At 55.1% G+C, this 20,500-nt stretch carries 15 protein-coding genes; 9 read left to right on the top strand and 6 right to left on the bottom strand.

Translation table 11 applies throughout. The annotated features are described in order from the left end of the window. Positions 1–9: 9 nt before the first annotated feature. From hslV to J4377_RS14875, 4 genes are all read right to left on the bottom strand, one after another. Positions 10–543: an ATP-dependent protease subunit HslV gene (gene hslV / locus J4377_RS14890; protein ID WP_009724832.1), complete on the bottom strand. Its 534-nt coding sequence runs from the start codon at positions 541–543 to the stop codon at positions 10–12. 210 nt (positions 544–753) lie between these two features. Next, positions 754–1,521 (bottom strand): SPOR domain-containing protein, encoded by a 768-nt coding sequence (locus J4377_RS14885; protein ID WP_095604516.1) that lies wholly within the window; start codon positions 1,519–1,521, stop codon positions 754–756. A gap of 3 nt (positions 1,522–1,524) precedes the next feature. Beyond that, positions 1,525–3,210: an arginine--tRNA ligase gene (argS, locus tag J4377_RS14880; protein ID WP_253486046.1), complete on the bottom strand. Its 1,686-nt coding sequence runs from the start codon at positions 3,208–3,210 to the stop codon at positions 1,525–1,527. A 156-nt stretch (positions 3,211–3,366) separates the two neighbouring features. Then, entirely contained in the window at positions 3,367–5,751 is a 2,385-nt protein-coding gene (locus tag J4377_RS14875) for a primosomal protein N' (protein ID WP_253486045.1), read from the bottom strand. Between the two features lie 19 nt (positions 5,752–5,770). Here J4377_RS14875 and rpmE point away from each other — a divergent pair, with 19 nt between their 5' ends. Together rpmE and J4377_RS14865 are read left to right on the top strand one after the other, a co-directional pair. Continuing rightward, a complete protein-coding gene (gene rpmE, locus J4377_RS14870; RefSeq protein WP_009724828.1) occupies positions 5,771–5,986 on the top strand; it encodes a 50S ribosomal protein L31 in 216 nt (71 codons plus the stop codon). Between the two features lie 483 nt (positions 5,987–6,469). After that, positions 6,470–7,741: a malic enzyme-like NAD(P)-binding protein gene (locus tag J4377_RS14865; RefSeq protein ID WP_038478085.1), complete on the top strand. Its 1,272-nt coding sequence runs from the start codon at positions 6,470–6,472 to the stop codon at positions 7,739–7,741. Between the two features lie 84 nt (positions 7,742–7,825). On the opposite strand, the gene J4377_RS14860 is transcribed toward J4377_RS14865, so the two are convergent. Continuing rightward, on the bottom strand, positions 7,826–8,650 hold the full coding sequence (locus tag J4377_RS14860; RefSeq protein WP_253486044.1) for an acyl-CoA thioesterase II: 825 nt from the start codon (positions 8,648–8,650) through the stop codon (positions 7,826–7,828). A 110-nt stretch (positions 8,651–8,760) separates the two neighbouring features. Between J4377_RS14860 and tadA the strand changes: the two genes are divergently transcribed. Next, complete coding sequence (tadA, locus tag J4377_RS14855) at positions 8,761–9,213, top strand: tRNA adenosine(34) deaminase TadA (RefSeq protein WP_217181852.1); 453 nt, start codon at positions 8,761–8,763, stop codon at positions 9,211–9,213. Between the two features lie 49 nt (positions 9,214–9,262). On the opposite strand, the gene mltF is transcribed toward tadA, so the two are convergent. Next, the gene (gene mltF / locus J4377_RS14850; RefSeq protein ID WP_253486043.1) at positions 9,263–10,729 is read right to left on the bottom strand and encodes a membrane-bound lytic murein transglycosylase MltF; all 1,467 of its coding nucleotides are present in this window, start codon (positions 10,727–10,729) and stop codon (positions 9,263–9,265) included. 165 nt (positions 10,730–10,894) lie between these two features. Between mltF and purL the strand changes: the two genes are divergently transcribed. The 6 genes from purL (at position 10,895) to rluB (ending at position 20,412) form a co-directional block, all read left to right on the top strand. Beyond that, positions 10,895–14,836 carry a phosphoribosylformylglycinamidine synthase gene (purL, locus tag J4377_RS14845; protein WP_253486042.1) on the top strand — a complete coding sequence of 1,314 codons (3,942 nt, stop codon included), beginning with the start codon at positions 10,895–10,897 and terminating at the stop codon, positions 14,834–14,836. 226 nt (positions 14,837–15,062) lie between these two features. Next, entirely contained in the window at positions 15,063–15,854 is a 792-nt protein-coding gene (locus J4377_RS14840) for a crotonase/enoyl-CoA hydratase family protein (RefSeq protein WP_038478071.1), read from the top strand. 1 nt (position 15,855) lies between these two features. Next, the gene (locus J4377_RS14835; RefSeq protein ID WP_253488156.1) at positions 15,856–17,685 is read left to right on the top strand and encodes a DEAD/DEAH box helicase; all 1,830 of its coding nucleotides are present in this window, start codon (positions 15,856–15,858) and stop codon (positions 17,683–17,685) included. Between the two features lie 111 nt (positions 17,686–17,796). Next, entirely contained in the window at positions 17,797–18,759 is a 963-nt protein-coding gene (locus J4377_RS14830) for a ScpA family protein (RefSeq protein ID WP_253486041.1), read from the top strand. Further along, the gene (scpB, locus tag J4377_RS14825; protein WP_038478064.1) at positions 18,756–19,556 is read left to right on the top strand and encodes an SMC-Scp complex subunit ScpB; all 801 of its coding nucleotides are present in this window, start codon (positions 18,756–18,758) and stop codon (positions 19,554–19,556) included. The genes J4377_RS14830 and scpB overlap by 4 nt, the downstream gene beginning before the upstream one ends. Beyond that, positions 19,543–20,412, top strand: coding sequence for a 23S rRNA pseudouridine(2605) synthase RluB (rluB, locus tag J4377_RS14820; RefSeq protein ID WP_038478061.1), 870 nt, complete (start codon positions 19,543–19,545; stop codon positions 20,410–20,412). The genes scpB and rluB overlap by 14 nt, the downstream gene beginning before the upstream one ends. The last annotated feature ends 88 nt before the right edge of the window (positions 20,413–20,500 follow it).

Genomic DNA, 20,500 nt, shown 5'->3' with positions numbered 1-20,500 from the left:
AAAAGGGCCTCAACGGTCGTTGATGTTCAGCTCTTCGAGCGTCACGTGGTGATTGGTAAATACGCAGATGTCGCCGGCGATTTCGAGAGACTTTTCAGTAATTTCACGAGCAGAAAGCTCGGTGTTTTCCAATAGTGCGCGGGCACTTGCCTGGGCAAAGTTGCCGCCAGAGCCAATAGCAATAATGCCGCGTTCAGGCTCAACCACATCACCGTTACCGGTAATAATCAGCGAGGCGCTGTGGTCCGCTACGGCCAGTAGTGCTTCCAGGCGGCGCAGAGCTCGATCGGTGCGCCAATCTTTGGCCAACTCAACCGCTGCTTTGGTGAGGTGTCCTTGGTATTTTTCTAACTGCGCTTCAAAACGCTCAAACAGGGTGAAGGCATCGGCGGTGCCGCCAGCAAAACCAGCGAGTACTTTGCCACGATACAGGCGGCGTACTTTGCTCGCGTTGCCTTTCATTACGGTGTTGCCCAGAGATACTTGGCCGTCGCCTGCAAGGGCAACCTGATTACCGCGGCGTACGGATACAATAGTGGTCATGGAGATAACTCCTTGGGGGAGACACATGCTCCCGATGACTGATCGGCCATTTTAAAAGACCGTATAAAAAGCGATTCACAACAAAATGCGGGCGGCTGATAAAAAATCAACCGCCCGCTAAATAAAGCTGTTAGATAAACTGTTTTTTTAACGGGGCTTATGGCGATGAAAGCCTGTCTAGCCCTTTAGTTAAAGTAGTCTGTGGTTAGACTAGTTCTGCAGTTGGATCAGCAGTGGCTCAATGCCTTGTGTGGCCATTAAGTCTTGGGCGCGGTTAAGCTCACGAGTATCTTCGTAAGGGCCTACTTGAACACGGTGCCAAGTATCGCCATTAGCCTTTACTTCGCTAACTTGGGCTAGCAGGCTTAAGTTGCGCAGACGGCCACGCAACTGCTCGGCATCGCTTAGCTCTCGAAACGACGCGGCCTGTAGCATGTAGCGGTTAGGCGTGTTACTGGCAGGCGCTTGCTGGGCAGCGGCCACTTGCTCTTCAGGGCGCATATTAGCTGCAATAACCTGAGCAATAGGGTCATCGTTCTGACGCGCACTTGCGCTGCTTGTCGTTGTTTCGTTAGCTGTCGCGTTGTTACTTGCCGTCGTTTGTTCCTGCTGTGCTGCTGCCTCGGGGCGGTTCACGGTTGATGGCAGCGACACGCCTGGAGCAATGACTTCTGTATCTGGCAGCAGCGTGTAGAACTCAAACGTTGGCATTGATGGCTCGGCGACGGTTTCTGTTTGACGCGCAGCGCTACGCTCATCGCTGTCAGCAGGCTTAGGCAAGACAGTCGCTTGGGGCGTGTCTTCCTGCTCTTGCCAAGGAGCGGTGCCATGTTGATGCTGTGCTAGGAAGAAGCCTGCCGCTAAGCCTGCTATCCCCCAAAGCCAGCCAGGAATTTTGAATCCGCCACCTGAGCTTTTGCTGGCTTTGCGCTGAGAGGTTGCGCCTCGGCGGGCGGGCTTCTCTTTTGGGCTGGCCATCGCTTACATCTCCTCTGGGGCGCTGACCCCCATAAGATCAAGGCCGTTGCGAAGCACCTGTTTGGTTGCTAGGCCAAGAGCTAAGCGTGTGTTACGCAGGGTATCGTCTTCAACCATGACTTTAACGGCGTTGTAGCACGTGTGGAAATCACCTGAAAGATCCAATAGATACTGAGCAACCTGCTGGGGCTCGCGATTTTTAGCGGCGTTTTCAACCACTTCTGGGTAGCGTGCCAAGCGATTAAGCACGGCCTTTTCCTGGTCGCTATCGAGCAGTGCGAGGTGAGCTAGAGCGACGCTGTGGTTGAATGGCTGGTCTGCATCTTCGGCTTTGCGCAGCATGCTGGATACCCGCGCATGGGCGTATTGAATGTAATACACCGGGTTATCGTTCGACTGCGAGCGCGCCAAGTCGATATCAAAGGTAAGCTGCGAATCCGCCCGGCGTGCGGCCAGGAAGAAGCGAGTAGCATCACGGCCAACTTCATCAATTAGGTCGCGCACGGTGACATAGCTGCCAGCACGTTTGGAAAGTTTTACCTCTACGCCTGAGCGGGTCACCATTACCATTTGATGCAGAACGTAGTCGGGCCAGCCTTTGGGAATGCCGACCTCCAGTGCCTGCAAGCCAGCACGAACACGGGTAACCGTGGAGTGGTGGTCAGCACCTTGCTCATTAATCACGGTTTTAAAGCCGCGTTGCCACTTATTCAGGTGGTAGGCCACATCCGGTAAGAAGTAGGTGTAGCCACCTTCCCGTTTGCGCATCACGCGGTCTTTGTCATCGCCAAAGTCAGTGGTGCGCAGCCACATGGCACCGTCTTCTTCGTACGTATGGCCATTCGCAACGAGCTTCTCAACGGTCGCGTCTACTTTGCCGTCTTGATAAAGCGATGACTCAAGGAAGTAGACGTCAAACTCAACGCCAAACGCTTTCAGGTCTAAATCCTGTTCTCGGCGCAGCCAAGCGACAGCGAAGGCCTGAATGGCATCTAGGTCATTGGCATCTGCTTTAGCGGTGACTTCACGGTCATCGGCTGCCACCGTTTTGCCTGCCATGTAGTCGTTGGCCACATCAATAATGTACTCGCCGCGATAGCCGTCTTCTGGCCAGCTGGGGTCATCTGGCCCAAGGCCCTTGGCGCGAGCTTGAACAGAAAGCGCCAGATTTTTGATCTGGGCGCCGGCATCGTTGTAATAAAATTCGCGCGTCACATCGTAGCCGGTGGCTTCTAACAGGCGGCAAATACAGTCGCCTATTGCTGCGCCACGGCCATGGCCAACATGAAGAGGTCCTGTCGGGTTGGCAGAAACAAACTCCACCTGGACTTTCTCGCCCTTGCCAATCAGGCTGCGGCCAAAAGCATCGCCGCTATCGAGCACCTGAGCAACAATTTGAGCGGCCGCATCCGTGGCAGCAAAAAAATTAATAAAGCCGGGGCCAGCAATCTCGGTTTTTTGAATAGCATCGCTCGCGGGGAGGGCGGCGACCAGTAGATCGGCTAGCTCGCGCGGCTTCTTTGCTGCGGGCTTCGCCAGCATAAGCGCTAGGTTGGTGGCGTAGTCGCCGTGCGCTTTATCTTTAGTGGGGTCAACTTTAATCGTCGGCTGTAAATCGTCGGGCAGCACGCCTTGGTGCTTAAGCGCGTCAATCGCGCCTTCTAGCAAAGTAACAATTGTGTCTTTCATTTAAATATCCGAATGTCGTCAGTGGCGGCGTGTGCATGCGCTCATGTTAGGCAGCGGCAAAGCGGTCATTATCGGCAATTGGCGCGCAGTTTCAAAGCCGTATTACGTTACAGGGCGAGCCAATGGCCCACGATATGTCTATCTCTACGCGAGACTCTACGCGAGAGTTTGCGGGTCAATGTCGATTGACCATCGGACTTTGCGCGCCTCACGATTGGCTTCTAACCACTGTACCAGCCAGTTAGCAGCGGTATGGCGCTGGCTACGTTTATCTGCTGCCAGCATGATGTGCACATGATAACGGTTTTGACGGCGCTCCATGGGAGCTGGGACGGGGCCTAAGCAGCGCACCGGTAGTTTTACCATTGTTAACCATTGTTGAAGTGCTTGAGCAGCCTGCTGGCCCAAAGCCGTGGCAGCTTCTTCATGAGGGCTTTCAATGCGTAGCAATGCCATAAAACAAAAAGGCGGCAGCATAGCGAGGCGGCGCTCTTCCAAAAGGCTACGGGCGAGTGCGCCATAACCGTGCTCCGCAAGTTGGCCCAAGTGCGGGTCATCTGGGTGCAGCGTTTGTACCAGAACCCGCCCTGGATGAGCGGCACGTCCTGCGCGACCGGCGACCTGCTCCAGCAACTGCGCGCTGTGTTCCAATGCGCGAAAATCAGCAGCGTAAAGTCCACCGTCGGCATTAACGACGACGACCAGCGTGACATGGGGTAGGTGGTGGCCTTTCGCCAGCATCTGGGTGCCGACGAGCAAGCATGGCTCGCCTCGCTGGATCTCTTTGAGTATCTGCTCAAAACTCTCTTTTTTACGCGTACTGTCGCGGTCAATACGGTGAACGGTGACGTTTGGGAACAATCCCTGCAACGTTTCTTCAGTTCGTTCGGTACCGCTGCCCAGGGCGCGTAGGTCACCGCTGCCACACTCGGGGCAAGCGTCTGGTAGCGCGCGTCGACTATCGCAATGGTGGCAGGCCAAAAGGGAAGGCTGGCGGTGCAGCGTCATGCGCGAGTCGCACTGTCCGCATTCGGCGATCCACCCACAGCTATGGCAAGCCAGCGTTGGTGCGAATCCCCGTCGGTTAATAAAAACGAGCGCCTGCTTGCCTGACGCTAAGGTGTTTTTGATAGCGGTGATGGCGCCGGGCAGAAGCCCCCCCTGGCGTCGCTGATGACGTAGGTCAATCAATTCAAGCTTGGCTGGTGGGTGTCGACTGGGACGTTGGGTAAGACGCAGATGGCGATAGTGGCCGGAAAGCGCTTGCTGCAAACTCTCAAAAGAAGGCGTGGCGCTGCCTAACAGCAGGGGGATATTGTGGTAATGAGCCCTGGCAACGGCTAAGTCCCGGGCGTGGTAGCGAAGCCCGTCGTGCTGTTTATAGGAGCCATCATGCTCTTCGTCGACGATAATGGCGCCTGGGTTTTTGAGTGGCGTAAAAATAGCCGAACGAGTGCCGATAATGACTAGCGCGCGGCCATTGGCAGCGGCTTCCCATACATCCAGGCGCTCCAGGTCGGTAAGCCCCGAGTGTAGCGCCACTACCGGTACCCTAAAGCGGCTCTTAAAGCGCGCCAGGGTTTGAGGCGTGAGGCCTATTTCAGGCACCAGTACCAGGGACTGCTTGCCTTTAGCGGCGAGGGCTTCAATTAGCTGAAGGTAGATTTCGGTTTTACCACTACCGGTCACGCCTTCAAGTAAGCAGGGATGGTAGCTTTCGAGCTTTTCATGCAATACGGCAAGTGCCGAGGCCTGCTCTCTGTTCAGCGGCAGTGATGGTGAGGCCAGCAGGTTGCCGCCAGCGGACGGTGTTGGGGTTAGCGTGGTTTCCTGGGCACGGGCGAAGCCCTTTTTTTGCAAGGATAGAAGCTGTTCACGGGTGAAACCATGAGCAGTGATTGCTCGACCAGCCAGTCCATGTGGATGCTGGCGCAGCAGGGCATACAGCTCGGCTTGTTTCGGTGCTCGCTGAAGCGGTAGGTCGTCCCCAGGTGATAGCGGCAGCCACAGGGTCTGTGTTCGTCCCCCCATCGGATGGCCCTGGCGCAGCCGGGCAGGCATGGCCAGCTGCATCGTGTCGCCTAAGCTGTGCTGATAATAACGGGCCGCGAAATGGCATAGCCACTGCCAGTCGTTGGGCAGGGGGGTGTCATCGAGCACCTCGCTAATAGCGCGTAGCTTCCCGTGAGGCAGTTCGCTGCCATTGGCAAGTTCTGCCACCACGCCGACCACTTCTCTGCGGCCAAAGGGGACGCGTACTCTAAGGCCTATCTGCCAGCCACAAGCGGGTGGTTGGCGTGTTGGTAAATAGTCAAATAAACGCCGCAGTGGTGATGGTAGAGCGACTTTAAGCACTTGAAAAGGTGCTGAGGACCCGCCTTGAGGGCGTGCCTGGTTAGAAACAGAGTCGGACAATTGGCCTCCGGCGTTTAGTTTGCTAGAATGCGCGGCCGCTCTGAATCCATAGGATGGAGCGGTTAACCGGTTAGCAGTTTTTTCAAACCCGTATGCGGTGCCTGGCAACGGATCAGGTGGCGGCATACAGCTCATGAGGCTCAAGATGAAACAAGGTATCCACCCGAATTACAACACGGTCACCGCTAGCTGTTCTTGCGGTGCAAGCTTCCAGGTTGGTTCTACCTCTGGTCAGGACTTCTCTCTGGACGTGTGCTCCAACTGCCACCCGTTCTACACTGGTAAGCAGAAGCAAGCGACCACTGGTGGCCGTGTAGAACGCTTTAACAAGCGTTTCGGCGCTGCCGTTAAGCGCGGCTAATCCTAACGGATTTGCGCTGCTGCAAACACACAGTGTGTTTGCAATGTAAGCCCACGCTACGGCGTGGGCTTTTTATTCTCAGAGGCACGCTTTTTCCATTTTCCTTTCCCTTCCTTACCTGATAGGCCTTCTGAAGGCTTATTTTGCTTAGTAATAATGTATCCATGGATGCGTCTAGCAGATGCTTAAAATAGATACTTGTCCACAGCCGCTTCTGTAAAGGCAGGCCTGTGGAAAGGTTGGTTTTTTATGGTTTTTAATGGAATTTATTTTCATAAATTCCGCATTGCATCAATAAGCAAACCTTTATGGCTATCGTACTTATTTATAAGTTGCAGCAAATGGTGTTGAAAAGTTACGAACATGTTGGAAACGGGTTTGAAACAACTGTTTTTCTGCAAAGTTTACTACGTGCTTGAGGCGCATGGGTTTTTTCTATATTCTGGAGTGACTTTTCTACTTTAGGCTGATTGGACCTTGACCATGATGGATGCAAATAAGCAAGCGGCTTTGGATTATCACGCTAAACCGATTCCCGGTAAGCTGTCTGTGGAGTTAACCAAACCCACAGCTACCGCGCGTGATCTGGCGCTGGCGTATAGCCCTGGCGTTGCTGAGCCGGTTCGCGAAATCGCCCGTGAGGCGGAAAACGCGTATCGCTACACTGGTAAAGGGAATCTGGTCGCTGTCATTTCTGACGGAACTGCCATTCTAGGCCTTGGTAACCTTGGCCCGCTGGCCAGTAAGCCGGTTATGGAAGGTAAGGGCGTACTGTTTAAGTGCTTTGCAGGCATTAACTCAGTCGATATTGAAGTGGATGCTGAAAGCCCGCAGGCGTTTATCGATACGGTGGCGCGTATTGCGGATACCTGGGGTGGTATTAACCTGGAAGATATCAAAGCCCCCGAATGCTTTGAAATCGAAAAGGCCTTGATTGATCGCTGCAGTATTCCAGTATTTCACGATGATCAGCATGGTACGGCCATTGTGACCGCTGCCGGTATGCTTAATGCGCTGGATATTGCCAATAAGCGTATTGAAGATGTGAAGATTGTCTGTATGGGCGCGGGAGCTGCAGCGATTGCCTGCATGCGTTTGCTAGTGTCGTGTGGCGCTAATAAAAAGAATTTGGTGATGCTTGATCGTCGCGGTGTTATTCACGCTGATCGCGATGGCATTAACGAGTATAAAGCTGAATTCGCCCGCCATACCAATATGCGCACGTTAGACGATGCCATCGACGGTGCTGATGTGTTTATTGGTCTTTCAGGCCCGGGGCTGCTTTCTGCCGAGCAAGTGAAAAAAATGGCCGCAGACCCGGTTATTTTCGCCTGTACTAACCCAGATCCGGAAATTCACCCAGCTGTGGCCCGCGAGGCACGCCCTGATGTGATCATGGCCACCGGCCGTTCGGACTTCCCGAATCAGGTAAATAACGTATTGGGTTTCCCGTTTATTTTCCGAGGTGCTTTAGATGTTCGGGCGACACGCATTAATGAAGCCATGAAGCTGGCTGCTGTCCACGCTCTGAAGGATCTAGCCCGAGAGCCGGTACCCCAAGAAGTGTTAGACGCCTACGAGCGCACTGAGATGAGTTTTGGGCGTGAGTACATTATCCCGACACCGGTCGATATTCGCCTGCTAGACCGAGTTTCTTCGGCGGTGGCTCAGGCAGCCGTAGACTCAGGTGTGGCGCGTAAGCCTTATCCCGCGCACTATCCGCTCAAAACAATTAATGACGTTTACGGTGCGTAAACTTTATAGCGCACGTTGATGTATCCTCCGACGCCCGCTGATAGCGGGCGTCGGTGTTTTTGCGCACCGGTTGATTGATGTGCTTTAGTGCTGTTGCGGGTAGCGCACCAGTCCTTCTTGAGCGGTAGAGGCCACCAAGCGACCATCGCGTCGGTAAATATGACCGCGCGCTAAACCGCGGGCGCCGCCAGCCCAGGGAGAGTCAATCACGTAGAGTAACCAGTCATCCAGGCGGGTATCTTCGTGTAGCCACAGGGCATGGTCCAGGCTGGCGATGCGCAGTTTGGGATCGGTAAACTTGATACCGTGGGGAACCAGTCCGGTCGTTAGTAGGTTGAAGTCCGATGCGTAGGAAAGCAGGTGGCGATGCAGGGCTGGATCATCGGGCAGCGTTCCGCCCGCTAGGCGAAACCATAGGCACTGACCTGCAGGCGATGCATTGCCTGGATTGCCTTTTAAATGCAGAAACTCGATAGGATGACCTGGGAAACGCGCATGCTTTACATCTCCACTTTCGATTAACGCTTCTGGCGTAGGCACGTGGGGCATGGCGCGCTGGTGGTTAATGCTCTCTTCGGCGCTTTGAAACGAAGCGCTACAGAAGAAGATCGGGCGCCCTTTTTGAATAGCGGTAACGCGCCGAGTAGTAAAGCTACCACCATCGCGAATCGTGTCTACTTGGTAGACGACGGGGCGGTGAGGGTCGCCGGGACGCAGAAAATAGCCATGCTGTGAGTGTGGGCGGCGATCATCGGGCACGGTGCGGGCCGCAGCTGCTAATGCTTGGCCTAATACCTGGCCACCGTAGAGTTGTGGGAAGCCGAGGTCTTGGCTTTGGCCACGAAATAGCGTCTCTTCAAGTGTTTCCAGCTCTAGTAAGCTTACCAGTAACTTCAGCGCATCGTTCATTCTCGGTATCCTTAGTGCTGTCCGTTTGGCCGCTAATGTTTGCCAGGGTATCTATGCGGCTATGGCACAATTAAAACGATCGTTTTGCTACCTTAGCGGAGTTTGTCTTGATACGCAGCGACGAATTTTACATGCACCGAGCGCTTGACCAAGCACACCTTGCCTTTAAAGAGGGCGAGGTGCCGGTGGGGGCTGTAGTGGTGGATGCTCTGGGAACTATTATAGGTGCAGGGCGAAACTCACCGGTAGCTAGTTGCGACCCTAGCGGTCACGCGGAAATTCGCGCGCTGAGAGCAGCGGGACAGCAAGTAGGTAACTATCGCTTAGAGGGCTGCACACTATTTGTAACGCTTGAGCCATGCATGATGTGTGCGGGTGCCATGGTCCATGCCCGCTTAACACGCTTGGTGTATGGTGCGGCAGAGCCGCGCACGGGGATGGTCGAATCAAAAGCCAACTTGCTTGCTCAGCCGTGGTTCAATCATCAAGTAGTCGTCACCAGTGGTGTGCTGGCAGCGCCGGCAAAAAAATTGCTAAAACAGTTTTTTGCTACGAAACGCTAGCCCGCTACTATCGTCAACGAGTGGCGGTATAGAGAGTAGCAACCAATCATTATTCCATGGGTGGAATAATATCAAAGAGTAACAGAGGCTCATCGCTAACCAGTGTTTGTCCCAACTGGAAAAACTGCTGGCGACTGCGTTCGACGTACTCAATCATCTCGTAGTAGCGGCGAATGTTGCGTACATAGATCACAGGCTCACCGCCGCGTGCATAGCCATGGCGAGTTTGGCTGTGCCATTCCCGTTGCTGAAGTAAGGGCAGCGCTGCACGGACATCTTGCCAGCTGTCTGGGTTGCCGCCGCGCATTTCGGCGATCTTGCGGGCATCGTATAGGTGCCCGAGTCCAACGTTATAGGCTGCCATCGCCATGTAGAGCCGGTCATTGCCGACAATGCTCTCTGGCAGGCGATCTTTAATACTACGTAAATAGCGGGCGCCACCATCAATGCTCTGGGCAGGATTAGTGCGGTCAGCAATGCCCATCTCGCTGGCGGTTGGGTTGGTGAGCATCATTAGGCCGCGCACCCCGGTGGGAGACACTGCGTTAGGGTCCCAGTGAGATTCCTGATAGCCCACGGCGGCCAGCAGTTTCCAGTCAAACCCCGTGTCTCGAGCAGCCTTTTTGAAAAGCTCGCTATAGGTTGGCAGGCGTTCATCAAGATGGGCTAAAAACGTGCGTGTTCCCACGTACTCCAAATAATCATCATGGCCAAAATAGCGGCTGACGAGCTGCTCCAGCGTGCCACTTTCCTGCAGTTCTTGAAGAAACTGATTGGCAGTTTCCAATAGCCCCAGCCCGCGCCCGCTAGGTACCGCCCAGGCTAATGACAGCGGCTCTCCCAAAAAGAAACCGCGCTCGACGTTAGGGAAAAAGAGCCGATTGAGACGAAACTGATGATCAAAAATAATTGCGGCATCCAGCGTGCCGTTTTCCACCCGAGCCAGCAGTTCTGCTACTTCAAGCTCGTGAGACTCTTTCCAGCTTAAACTTGGGTAGTCGCGCTGAAGGGCGAGGAGTGATTGGCTGGTGCCTGCTTCGCTAAGCGTGCCTAATTCCAAACCAACTAAATTTTTTGGCTCGTTTATGCCGTTCAAGCCGCGACGATAAACCACCAGTGGCTGCATCTGGATAATTGAGCGGGTGTAATGAATGCCGGGTGAATCTGGCAGCAAGGGTAGCGCCGCAGCACCTAGGTCTCCTTGTTCTCGTACGGCAGGCAGCACGCTTTCAGGATGGTGGCTTGCATTGAGATTTAAGCTAACCCCCAAATAGTCAGCAAATCGATGCATCAGCTCATATTCAAAGCCAGTGGGGCCTTGGCGGCCTTCATAGTAAGTGGTTGGTGTATTGCGGGTATGAATAGTAATAAATTCTTTCGCGATGATCTGAGCGAGGTGCTCACCTTGCGGTACCGGCGTGGTGGCGCGCGGAATTAACGCTAAGAAAAGCGTAACAATGACTGCAAAATAGGCGCGATAACGCGCTATAAAATGTCGGCAAATCAACGTCAGCATGGCGTCTTGTCGGCATGAAACAAGCTGCCACGATACCCAGCCTGAGAGATGCTGTCACCTTGTTGATTTCGTGTGGCCGCCGCTTTCCAGTATCATAGTGAGATTGCCGCGCTGCGGCCCACTGATTTCCCGCACGAACTCTTCCTGCTTTAGAGGCTCCCAGATATGCTCGAACTGCGAGGCGCACCTGCCCTTTCTGCCTTCCGCCATGAACGGCTGTTAACGGTGTTGCGTGAACGTGTTCCCGAGGTGGAGGCGTTGTCCGCCCATTACGTCCACTTCATAGACCACCGCGAGACACTGGATGATGCTGCCCAGGAGTGTTTGGCCAAGCTGCTTGATTATGGCAGCCACGCAAGCCAAGACATTCCTGAAAACGCCCAGCGCTTCCTGGTTGTGCCGCGTTTAGGCACCCAGTCGCCATGGTCTTCTAAAGCAACTGATATTGCTCATAACTGTGGGCTGCACCAGATTGATCGCATCGAACGTGGTGTCGATTATCGGGTAGCGCTGCGCAGTGAGCCTAGCGCTGAACAGTTAGACGCGATCAGCGCGTTACTGCACGACCGTATGACGGAGAACGTGCTGGCTGACGTTGCTGATGCGGTCAAACTGTTTGCTCATCATACCCCTGCGCCACTGGGCAGTGTCGATATCTTGGAAGGCGGCCACGAAGCGTTGGCAACAGCCAACCGAGAATTAGGGCTGGCGCTTGCCGACGATGAAATCGACTATCTAGTGGCTGCGTTTATTGAGCTTGGTCGCAATCCTAGCGATGTCGAGCTGATGATGTTTGCCCAGGCGAACTCGGAGCACTGCCGCCACAAAATCTTCAACGCGGACTGGGTTATTGATGGTGAAGCCCAGAGCCATTCGCTGTTTAAGATGATTAAGAACACCTTTGCGACCTCGCCGGATAACGTGCTCTCGGCCTATAGCGACAACGCAGCGGTGATCAAAGGTAGCCAAGGGGGGCGTTTCTTCCCCACGCCACTGATCGGCGCTGAGGGGGAGCGGGCCAGCTACGACGCCCACCAAGAGCCCATCCACATTCTGATGAAGGTGGAAACCCACAACCACCCTACAGCGATTGCACCATTCCCTGGCGCGGCGACCGGCTCTGGTGGTGAAATTCGTGATGAGGGGGCGACCGGTATCGGCGGCAAGCCGAAGGCCGGCCTGTCGGGCTTTACCGTATCCAACCTGCGCATCCCCGAGTTCGTACAACCCTGGGAAGCGTTTGACTACGGCAAGCCAGAGCGCATGCAGTCGGCGCTGCAAATTATGCTGGACGGCCCCATCGGTGGTGCGGCGTTTAACAATGAATTTGGCCGGCCTAATCTGACGGGCTACTTCCGTACCTACGAGCAGGATACGCTGAGCGACGATGGTATCGAGCGTCGCGGCTTCCACAAGCCGATTATGCTGGCCGGTGGTTATGGCAATATTCGTGCTCACCATGTGCAGAAAGGCGAAATTCCCGTTGGTGGCAAGCTAATCGTGATGGGCGGCCCAGCCATGCTAATCGGCCTGGGTGGTGGAGCAGCGTCTAGCATGGCATCAGGCGAGTCTAGCGCGGACTTAGATTTTGCCTCGGTGCAGCGGGAAAACCCGGAAATTGAGCGTCGCGCCCAGGAGGTCATCGACCGCTGTTGGGCGCTGGGCGATAAAAACCCGATTCGCTTTATTCACGATGTAGGTGCAGGCGGGCTTTCCAACGCCTTACCGGAGCTGGTCAAAGACGGTAATCGCGGTGGTCTGTTTGACCTGCGTGCAGTGCCTAACGCTGAGCCAGGTATGAGCCCGCTGGAAATTTGGTGTAACGAAGCCCAAGAGCGTTATGTGCTGGCCGTTGCCCCCGAAGACCTGGATACCTTTGACGCACTGTGCAAGCGCGAACGTTGCCCCTATGCGGTGGTCGGCGAGGCCATGGAGCATCATCATCTGGAAGTTCGCGACGGCCATTTTGATACCAAGCCGGTCGATCTGCCGATGAGCGTGTTGTTTGGCAAACCGCCGAAGATGACGCGTTCGTTTGAACGTCAAACTTTAGAGCTTTCTGGCGTCATGCTCGACAATCTGGATCTGCGCGAAGCGATGGATCGAGTGTTGCGCCTGCCAACCGTGGCATCGAAGAGCTTTTTGATTACCATTGGCGACCGTTCAATTACCGGCCAAGTCGCCCGCGATCAGATGGTTGGCCCTTGGCAGGTACCGGTGGCCGATGTGGCCGTGACCACTGCTAGCTTCGACACCCACGCTGGTGAAGCCATGGCGATGGGCGAGCGCCCGCCAGTGGCGCTGATTAACCCCGCTGCCAGCGCCCGTCTGGCCGTTGCCGAAGCGATTACTAACTTAGCTGCGGCGCCAATTGCCAAACTGTCGGATATTAAGCTTTCAGCTAACTGGATGAGCGCTGCCGACCATCCCGGTGAAAATCAGGCGCTCTATGATGCTGTACATGCCGTAGGTATGGAGCTGTGTCCGGCACTCGGCATTGCCATTCCGGTGGGTAAGGATTCCATGTCAATGCGTACCGCTTGGCAGGAAGGCGACAGTTCGGACGAAAACAGTGCCGACGAAAAGAGCATCACATCGCCGCTTTCGCTGGTGGTGACGGGGTTTGCGCCAGTGACCGATGCAATGGCGACGCTGACACCGCAAATCAATCTGGAGCAGGACGAATCAGATCTGATTCTGATCGACCTGGGAAATGGACAAAACCGCTTAGGTGGTTCTGCGCTGGCGCAAGTCTATGGTCAAGTCGGTAATGACTGTCCTGATGTTGATGACCCAGAAGACCTGAAGGCGTTTTTTGAGGTCATTCAGGGGCTCAACCGCGATGGCAAGCTGCTGGCCTACCACGACCGTAGCGATGGTGGCCTGCTGGTCACGCTGTTGGAAATGGCCTTTGCTGCCCATGCGGGCCTTGAGATTAAGCTGGACTGGCTGATTGATGAGCCGGTGGAAGCGTTCAATGCGCTGTTCTCTGAAGAGCTGGGTGCGGTGATTCAGGTGAGCCGTGAGCACACTGAAGAAGTGCTTACCCAGTTTGCCGTTGCAGGTATCGAAACATGCGGTGTTATTGCGCGTCCCCGTTATGACGACCAGGTGCGGGTAACGCTGTTTGAAGAGCCGCTGCTGGAAACTACTCGCCAACTGACTCAGCGCACCTGGGCGGAAACCAGTTACCGCATGCAGGCGCTGCGTGATAACCCCGAATGCGCTAAGAACGAATTCGATAACCTGCTGGATGTTCGTGATCCTGGCCTAAGCGCCGCGCCTAGCTTTGATATCAACGATGATATCAGCGCGCCGTTTATCAACACGGCCAAGCCTGCTGTTGCCGTGCTGCGCGAACAAGGTGTTAATGGTCAGGTCGAGATGGCTTGGGCATTCCATAAAGCGGGCTTTGACGCAGTGGATGTGCACATGAGTGACATCCTGGAAGGGCGTGTTTCGCTTGATGAGTTCAAAGGGCTAGTCGCCTGCGGCGGTTTCTCTTACGGCGATGTGCTGGGTGCAGGTGGCGGTTGGGCGAAGTCGGTACTGTTCAATGAGCGTGCCCGTGAGCAGTTTGCCAACTTCTTCACCCGTGATGACAGCTTCTCGCTGGGCGTGTGCAATGGTTGTCAGATGCTCTCGCAGCTTAAGACACTGATTCCGGGGGCTGAAAGCTGGCCTGCGTTTGAGCGTAACGAATCTGAGCAGTTTGAAGCACGTGTGGCGATGGTGCGGGTAGAGAAAAGCCCGTCGATTCTGCTGGCGGGTATGGAAGGCTCTAAATTACCGATTGCTGTGGCCCACGGCGAAGGACGTGCTGAGTTCCGTGATACCGCGCATCTGCGCAGTATGCAGTCCAGCAGCCAGATAGCGCTGCGTTATATCGACAACTACGGTCAAGTAACAACCCGCTACCCAGCTAACCCTAACGGCTCGCCGTCAGGAATCACCGGCCTCACCACGCCGGATGGCCGCGTGACCATTATGATGCCTCACCCAGAGCGGGTGGCTCGTGCGGTTACCAACTCCTGGCGTCCGGCCGAGTGGACTGAGGATGGCGCTTGGCTGCGTTTATTCCGTAACGCCCGTGTATGGCTGGGCTGATACGCCCTGCCATGCTAAAGAAAAGCGGCCTGCGGGCCGCTTTTTTCCTGTGGTGGAGAAGTGATCTTGGCGGTGGTTGCGATAGAATGAAACGTGTGTTTGAAAATGCTTCATCTTCGCGCCACACTCAGTTCACAAGCGCTTTTATCACGTCATAAGCGCACTACTTCACAAGCTCAGCTATCGCCCATCGATGGCGAGCCAAAGGAATCTTCTGGGAGCTCGAATGCATCAAATCCTCAATGAACGTGTGACCCTGACCTTCGCTGACCACGTGGCTGAGGTCATGTTGTCGCGACCTGACCACCATAATGGCCTGGATTGGGCCATGATTGATGGTCTGTTGGCAGCCCAACAGTGCCTGACCCAGCTCGCTGGGCTGCGTGCGGTGGTCTTGAGCGGCGATGGTGACAGCTTTTGCGCGGGACTCGATATGGCGTCGATCATGAGCGAGGCGGAGCGGCTGCCCACCCTGCTGGCGTCCGATGAAGCGGGCATCAACTCGGTTCAGCGCTTGGCTCTAGGCTGGCGCGAGGCGGGCGTTCCCGTGGTGGCTGCTCTGCACGGGCATGTTTACGGCGGCGGCTTGCAGATAGCCTTGGGCGCCGATATCCGCATTCTCCACCCCCGCGCACGTCTGGCGCTGCTTGAGATCGACTGGGGGATCATCCCTGATATGGCCATTAGCGTGACTGGAGCGGGGCTGCGTCAGGATGTACTCCAGGAATTGGCGATAAGTGGGCGCAAGGTATCAGGTGAAGAGGCCTATCAGTTGGGCTTGGGCAGCCGCCTGAGCGATACGCCCCAGGAAGCCGCCCGGGAAACCGCTGCGCTTATTGCCTCGCGCTCACCTCGTGCCGTCGCTGCGGCTCGTGAACTGTTTGCATGCAGTCCGGATTTAGCCCCTCGTGATCGACTAGCCCTCGAAGCGCATTTGCAGCAGCAGCTTTTAGCCGGTGCCGAGCAGCGTGAGGCGGTGAGTGCACGAATGGAGCGTCGCGCCCCGCGTTTCGACTGACATGCCTCAATTCAGCCCTTCCAGCGATCCCATTTCTGGCCCACCACCCCGTTTACGCCCCTACCAAACGGAGGCTGTAAAACGCGTGGTGGGCCACTTCCGTGCCAGCAGCGCGCCTGCAGTGGTGGTATTGCCCACTGGGAGCGGTAAGTCGTTAGTGATTGCTGAGCTGGCCAGGCTAGCCCGTGGCCGTGTGCTGGTGCTGGCCCACGTGCGTGAGCTGGTTGAGCAAAATCATGCCAAGTACCAAGCCTACGGGCTTCAGGCAGATATTTTCAGTGCAGGTCTTAAGCGTAAAGAAGCCAGCCGACAAGTGGTGTTTGGCTCGGTGCAGTCGGTGGTGCGTAATCTGGAGCGCTTCAGTGACGCCAGTTTTACGTTACTGGTGATTGATGAATGCCACCGAGTATCGCTGGAAAAAGATGCCAGCTATCGCCAAGTGATTGAGCATCTGCAGCGTCAGAACCCACAGCTAAAAATTCTCGGCTTAACCGCTACGCCGTTTCGGTTAGGGCAGGGATTTATCTACCACCGCCATCACCATGGCATGGTGCGTGGCGATGAAGCGTGCTTCTTTGCCGACTGCGTCTTTGAACAGCCGCTACGATTGATGGTGAAACAAGGTTTTTTGGCGGCGCCTAAACGGCTGGATATGGCCATTGAAGGCTACGATTTTTCTGCCTTGGCTCCTGCGCCCAGTGGGTTGTTTCGTGAGGAAGAGCTCAATCGCGTTGTTGCCGGTAGCCGTGCTACGCCAAGGATTATTCAGCAGGTGGTTGAGTACGCTGAAGAACGTCAAGGAGTGATGATTTTTGCCGCAACGGTTGCTCATGCTGAAGAAATCATCAGCTACTTACCTGCGGACCAAGCGGCGTTGATTACCGGCGCGACGGCCTCCCAAGAGCGCGTCTCTCTGATTGAGGCGTTCAAGGCGCGTGAGCTTAAGTTTCTAGTTAATGTGGCCGTGCTAACCACAGGGTTCGATGCGCCCCATGTGGATTTAATCGCTATTCTGCGGCCCACGGAATCGGTGAGCCTTTATCAGCAGATTGTTGGCCGAGGGCTGCGTTTATCGCCGGATAAAACCAACTGCCTAGTGTTGGATTTCGCAGGCAATCCCTGGGATCTTTATGCGCCAGAAGTCGGCGAGCCAAAACCAGACAGCGACAGCGAACCGGTCCAGGTTGAGTGTCCAGCGTGTGGCCATGCCAATCTGTTTTGGGGTAAGCGTGATGGAGAGCTGGTGATTGAGCATTTTGGCCGCCGCTGCCAGGGGCTGGTAGACAATCCCAATCCGCCCGCTAAGCCGGGCAAGGGCAGGCAGGGCACCGATCAAAAACAGTGTGATTTTCGTTTTCGCTTTAAAGTTTGTGAGCAGTGTGGCGCTGAGAATGATATTGCCGCCCGCCGATGTCATGGTTGCGAGCAACTGCTGGTGGATGCCGACGATAAGCTCAAAGACGCACTCAAATTAAAAGATGCCAAAGTGCTGCGAGTCAGCGGTATGCAGTTAGAGGCCACGGCCAATGGGCGGGGGCTGCCACGTCTAAAAGTGACCTATTACGATGAAGATGGCGCGAGCTTGGCGGAGTGGTTTGCGCTGGAAACGCCTGCTCAACGGCGGGCATTTTATGCTGTTTTTTTACGTAACCACCTGCGTGCCCCAGGCGCTAAGTGGCAGCCTGCTTCGCCGACCGAGGTGATCGAAGAGCAGCGCCGCCTGCGCCATCCTGATTTTGTTGTGGGGCGTAAAGTCGGACGGCACTGGCAGCTTCGCGATAAGCTGTTTGACTACCAAGGGCGTTATCGCAAGGCGGCTGAGGCAGGCTAGCGATAATGCCTCGATAGGTGGCACGCTGTTACACTGGCGGGCATAGCCATTTAACTAACCATGGGCGCTTAACTAACCATGGATGTTTAACTAAAAAGGAACACGCCCCGCGTGAGCGAGACGCCAAACGCCCCCGTTGATCACGAACTTATTGAGCCAGCTGCCGAACCGGTAGTGGAAGCGCTTGGGCGTCTGTTTGATGAGCCCATCATGCAGTTGCCGGAGGATCTCTATATACCTCCGGAGGCGCTACGCGTGTTTCTAGAGGCTTTCGAGGGGCCGCTTGATCTGCTGCTCTATCTTATTCGCCGTCAGAACCTGGATATCTTGACGATCAATGTGGCGACTATTACTCATCAATACATTGAGTATGTGGAACTGATGAAAGCCATGGAGATTGAGCTGGCCGGAGAGTACTTATTAATGGCGGCTATGCTGGCGGAAATTAAATCCCGCACACTACTGCCACGCCCACCGAAGGCAGAAGGCGAAGAGGAAGAAGATCCCAGGGCTGAGCTAATTCGCCGTCTGCAAGAGTATGAGCGCTTAAAGGAAGCCGCCGAAACGTTGGACACGCTGCCTCGGGTAGGGCGTGACTGGTTTAGTGTGCAGGCGGGTCTGCCCCCGTTAGAGGCACGGGTAATTCATCCCGATGTAGGGTTAGATGAGCTGCTGGGAGCGCTGACAGATATTCTGAAACGCGCTGAGTTGGCGCAAGCCCACCAAATCAGCCGTGAGGTTCTCTCTACCCGCGAACGCATGCTGAAAATTATGGAGCAGTTAAGTCACGACGGGGACCATCAGCGCTATACCCCGTTTGAAGCGTTGTTTACGCTGGAAGAGGGGCGTGCTGGAGTCGTTGTTACGTTTATGGCCATTTTAGAATTAGCCAAAGAAGCCATGATCGAAATTGTTCAGAACGCGCCACTGTCGCCCATTCATGTGCGTGCGCGGCGTGCAGCCCTCACAGATGGAGAAGAAGAGAGCGCATTTGAGGAGTCTGACTCAGACGATGACGCCTCAGAATCTGCGTTTGAAGAGTCAGTATTTGAGCCTGACGAGGAGTCGCCGTGAGAGACACCACGTTAGACGATATTATTGAAGCGGCATTACTTGCCGCTGGTGAGCCGCTTTCTCTAGAGCGGCTTGAAACGCTGTTTTTAGAAGACGAGTGTCCGTCTAAAAAAGCACTGCGCGATACGTTGTCCCGCCTTGTCCTGCGCCATGAAGACGGGGCGCTGGAGCTAGTAGAGACCGCATCAGGGTTCCAGTTGCGTATTCGCCCACGGCTCTCTCATTGGGTGTCGCGCTTATGGGATGAGCGGCCACAGCGATACTCCCGGGCATTGTTGGAAACACTGGCGCTGATTGCCTATCGCCAACCAGTGACGCGGGGTGATATCGAAGACGTGCGCGGTGTAAGTGTTAGCAGCTCTATTATCCGTACGCTAATGGAGCGGGGATGGATTCGCGTGGTAGGCCACCGAGATGTGCCTGGGCGACCAGCTGTTTATGCCACCACCCGCAGCTTTTTAGATGATTTTGGCCTGAAAACCTTGGATGCATTGCCGCCGATGCATGAGCTGGTCAATGCCGATGATAGCGATACGGTTATTGAGCAAGATGAAGCGCAACCAGCACTGGACGAAACGCCAGAAACCGTGCAGGATGCGCCACCCCAGAGTGAAGAGATAAACTCAGCTGAGATTGTTGCAGCAGAGATAGCTGATAAACACGCCGAGACGGCGTTAACCCAGCCGCTGAGTTTTGCCGATTTAGAGGCACGCCTAGCGGCACGTGCGCAGCGTAACGATGATGATGCGCGCACGCAGACTAACGATGTGAGGTCAGACGACCATGAGTCAGAGTAATAACACCACGCCCCCCACCAGTGAAAAGCTGCAAAAAGTACTGGCCCGGGCAGGGCTAGGGTCACGTCGCGAAATGGAAACTGCCATTTCCGACGGCCGGGTAAAGGTTAATAGCCAGGTAGCCAAGTTAGGCGACCGAGTAGAAGCCCGCGACAAGGTCAGTTTTGATGATCGCCCTGTGTCGCTGCGCCCCGAAGAGGAAGTGCCGCGCCGTGTGATTATGTACAACAAGCCGGAAGGTGAGCTGTGCACACGCAAAGACCCAGAAGGGCGTCGCACGGTGTTTGAACGTCTTCCGCGGCTGAAAGGCGAGCGCTGGGTTGCCATTGGCCGTTTGGATATTAACACTAGCGGCTTGTTGCTATTCACCACAGATGGCGAGCTTGCTAACCGACTAATGCACCCTTCGACCCAGGTAGAGCGTGAGTACGCGGTTCGAGTGATGGGTGAAGTCAAGCGCGAACATATTGTCGCCATGGTTGATGGCGTCATGTTAGAAGATGGTCCTGCGCGCTTTACTGACGTACAAGAGTTTGGTGGCGAAGGCATTAATACCTGGTTCCACGTGGTGATTTTAGAAGGTCGTAACCGCGAAGTGCGTCGCTTGTGGGAATCTCAGGGGCTAACAGTTAGTCGTCTGAAGCGGGTGCGCTACGGCAACATCTTCCTTGATAAGCGCGCCAAAGCAGGCGAGTGGGTTGAGCTTTCCCAGGATGAAGTCGACGACCTGGCCACATTGGCAAACCTGGAAACTCGCAAGGTACCTGCACTAACACCCGACGAGAAAAATCGCTGGAGCCGTGATAAACACAAACGCCGCCCGGTTCAAGCTATGCGTAAGCCTAAGCGTGGCTAGGAATAATTAAGAGCGGTTGGAAGTAGCTAAAAAGAGTGATTTTGACGGATGCTTATTGTTGAAAGGTAAAAAAGGCTTGCTATTGGCG

This window comes from Halomonas sp. XH26 (assembly GCF_024138895.1).
Classification (GTDB): Bacteria; Pseudomonadota; Gammaproteobacteria; order Pseudomonadales; family Halomonadaceae; genus Vreelandella; species Vreelandella alkaliphila.
The sequence above is the reverse complement of the archived record's forward strand: the minus strand, read 5'-3'. Positions and strand labels throughout refer to the sequence as shown.

What these genes read in the sequence shown, in the direction of transcription:
- hslV (WP_009724832.1), bottom strand. Translation starts at nt 543, where the DNA reads ATGACCACTATTGTATCCGTACGCCGCGGTAATCAGGTTGCCCTTGCA.
- J4377_RS14865 (WP_038478085.1), top strand. Translation starts at nt 6,470, where the DNA reads ATGATGGATGCAAATAAGCAAGCGGCTTTGGATTATCACGCTAAACCG.
- argS (WP_253486046.1), bottom strand. Translation starts at nt 3,210, where the DNA reads ATGAAAGACACAATTGTTACTTTGCTAGAAGGCGCGATTGACGCGCTT.
- mltF (WP_253486043.1), bottom strand. Translation starts at nt 10,729, where the DNA reads ATGCTGACGTTGATTTGCCGACATTTTATAGCGCGTTATCGCGCCTAT.
- J4377_RS14885 (WP_095604516.1), bottom strand. Translation starts at nt 1,521, where the DNA reads ATGGCCAGCCCAAAAGAGAAGCCCGCCCGCCGAGGCGCAACCTCTCAG.
- purL (WP_253486042.1), top strand. Translation starts at nt 10,895, where the DNA reads ATGCTCGAACTGCGAGGCGCACCTGCCCTTTCTGCCTTCCGCCATGAA.
- J4377_RS14840 (WP_038478071.1), top strand. Translation starts at nt 15,063, where the DNA reads ATGCATCAAATCCTCAATGAACGTGTGACCCTGACCTTCGCTGACCAC.
- rluB (WP_038478061.1), top strand. Translation starts at nt 19,543, where the DNA reads ATGAGTCAGAGTAATAACACCACGCCCCCCACCAGTGAAAAGCTGCAA.
- J4377_RS14860 (WP_253486044.1), bottom strand. Translation starts at nt 8,650, where the DNA reads ATGAACGATGCGCTGAAGTTACTGGTAAGCTTACTAGAGCTGGAAACA.
- J4377_RS14835 (WP_253488156.1), top strand. Translation starts at nt 15,856, where the DNA reads ATGCCTCAATTCAGCCCTTCCAGCGATCCCATTTCTGGCCCACCACCC.
- rpmE (WP_009724828.1), top strand. Translation starts at nt 5,771, where the DNA reads ATGAAACAAGGTATCCACCCGAATTACAACACGGTCACCGCTAGCTGT.
- J4377_RS14875 (WP_253486045.1), bottom strand. Translation starts at nt 5,751, where the DNA reads ATGCCGCCACCTGATCCGTTGCCAGGCACCGCATACGGGTTTGAAAAA.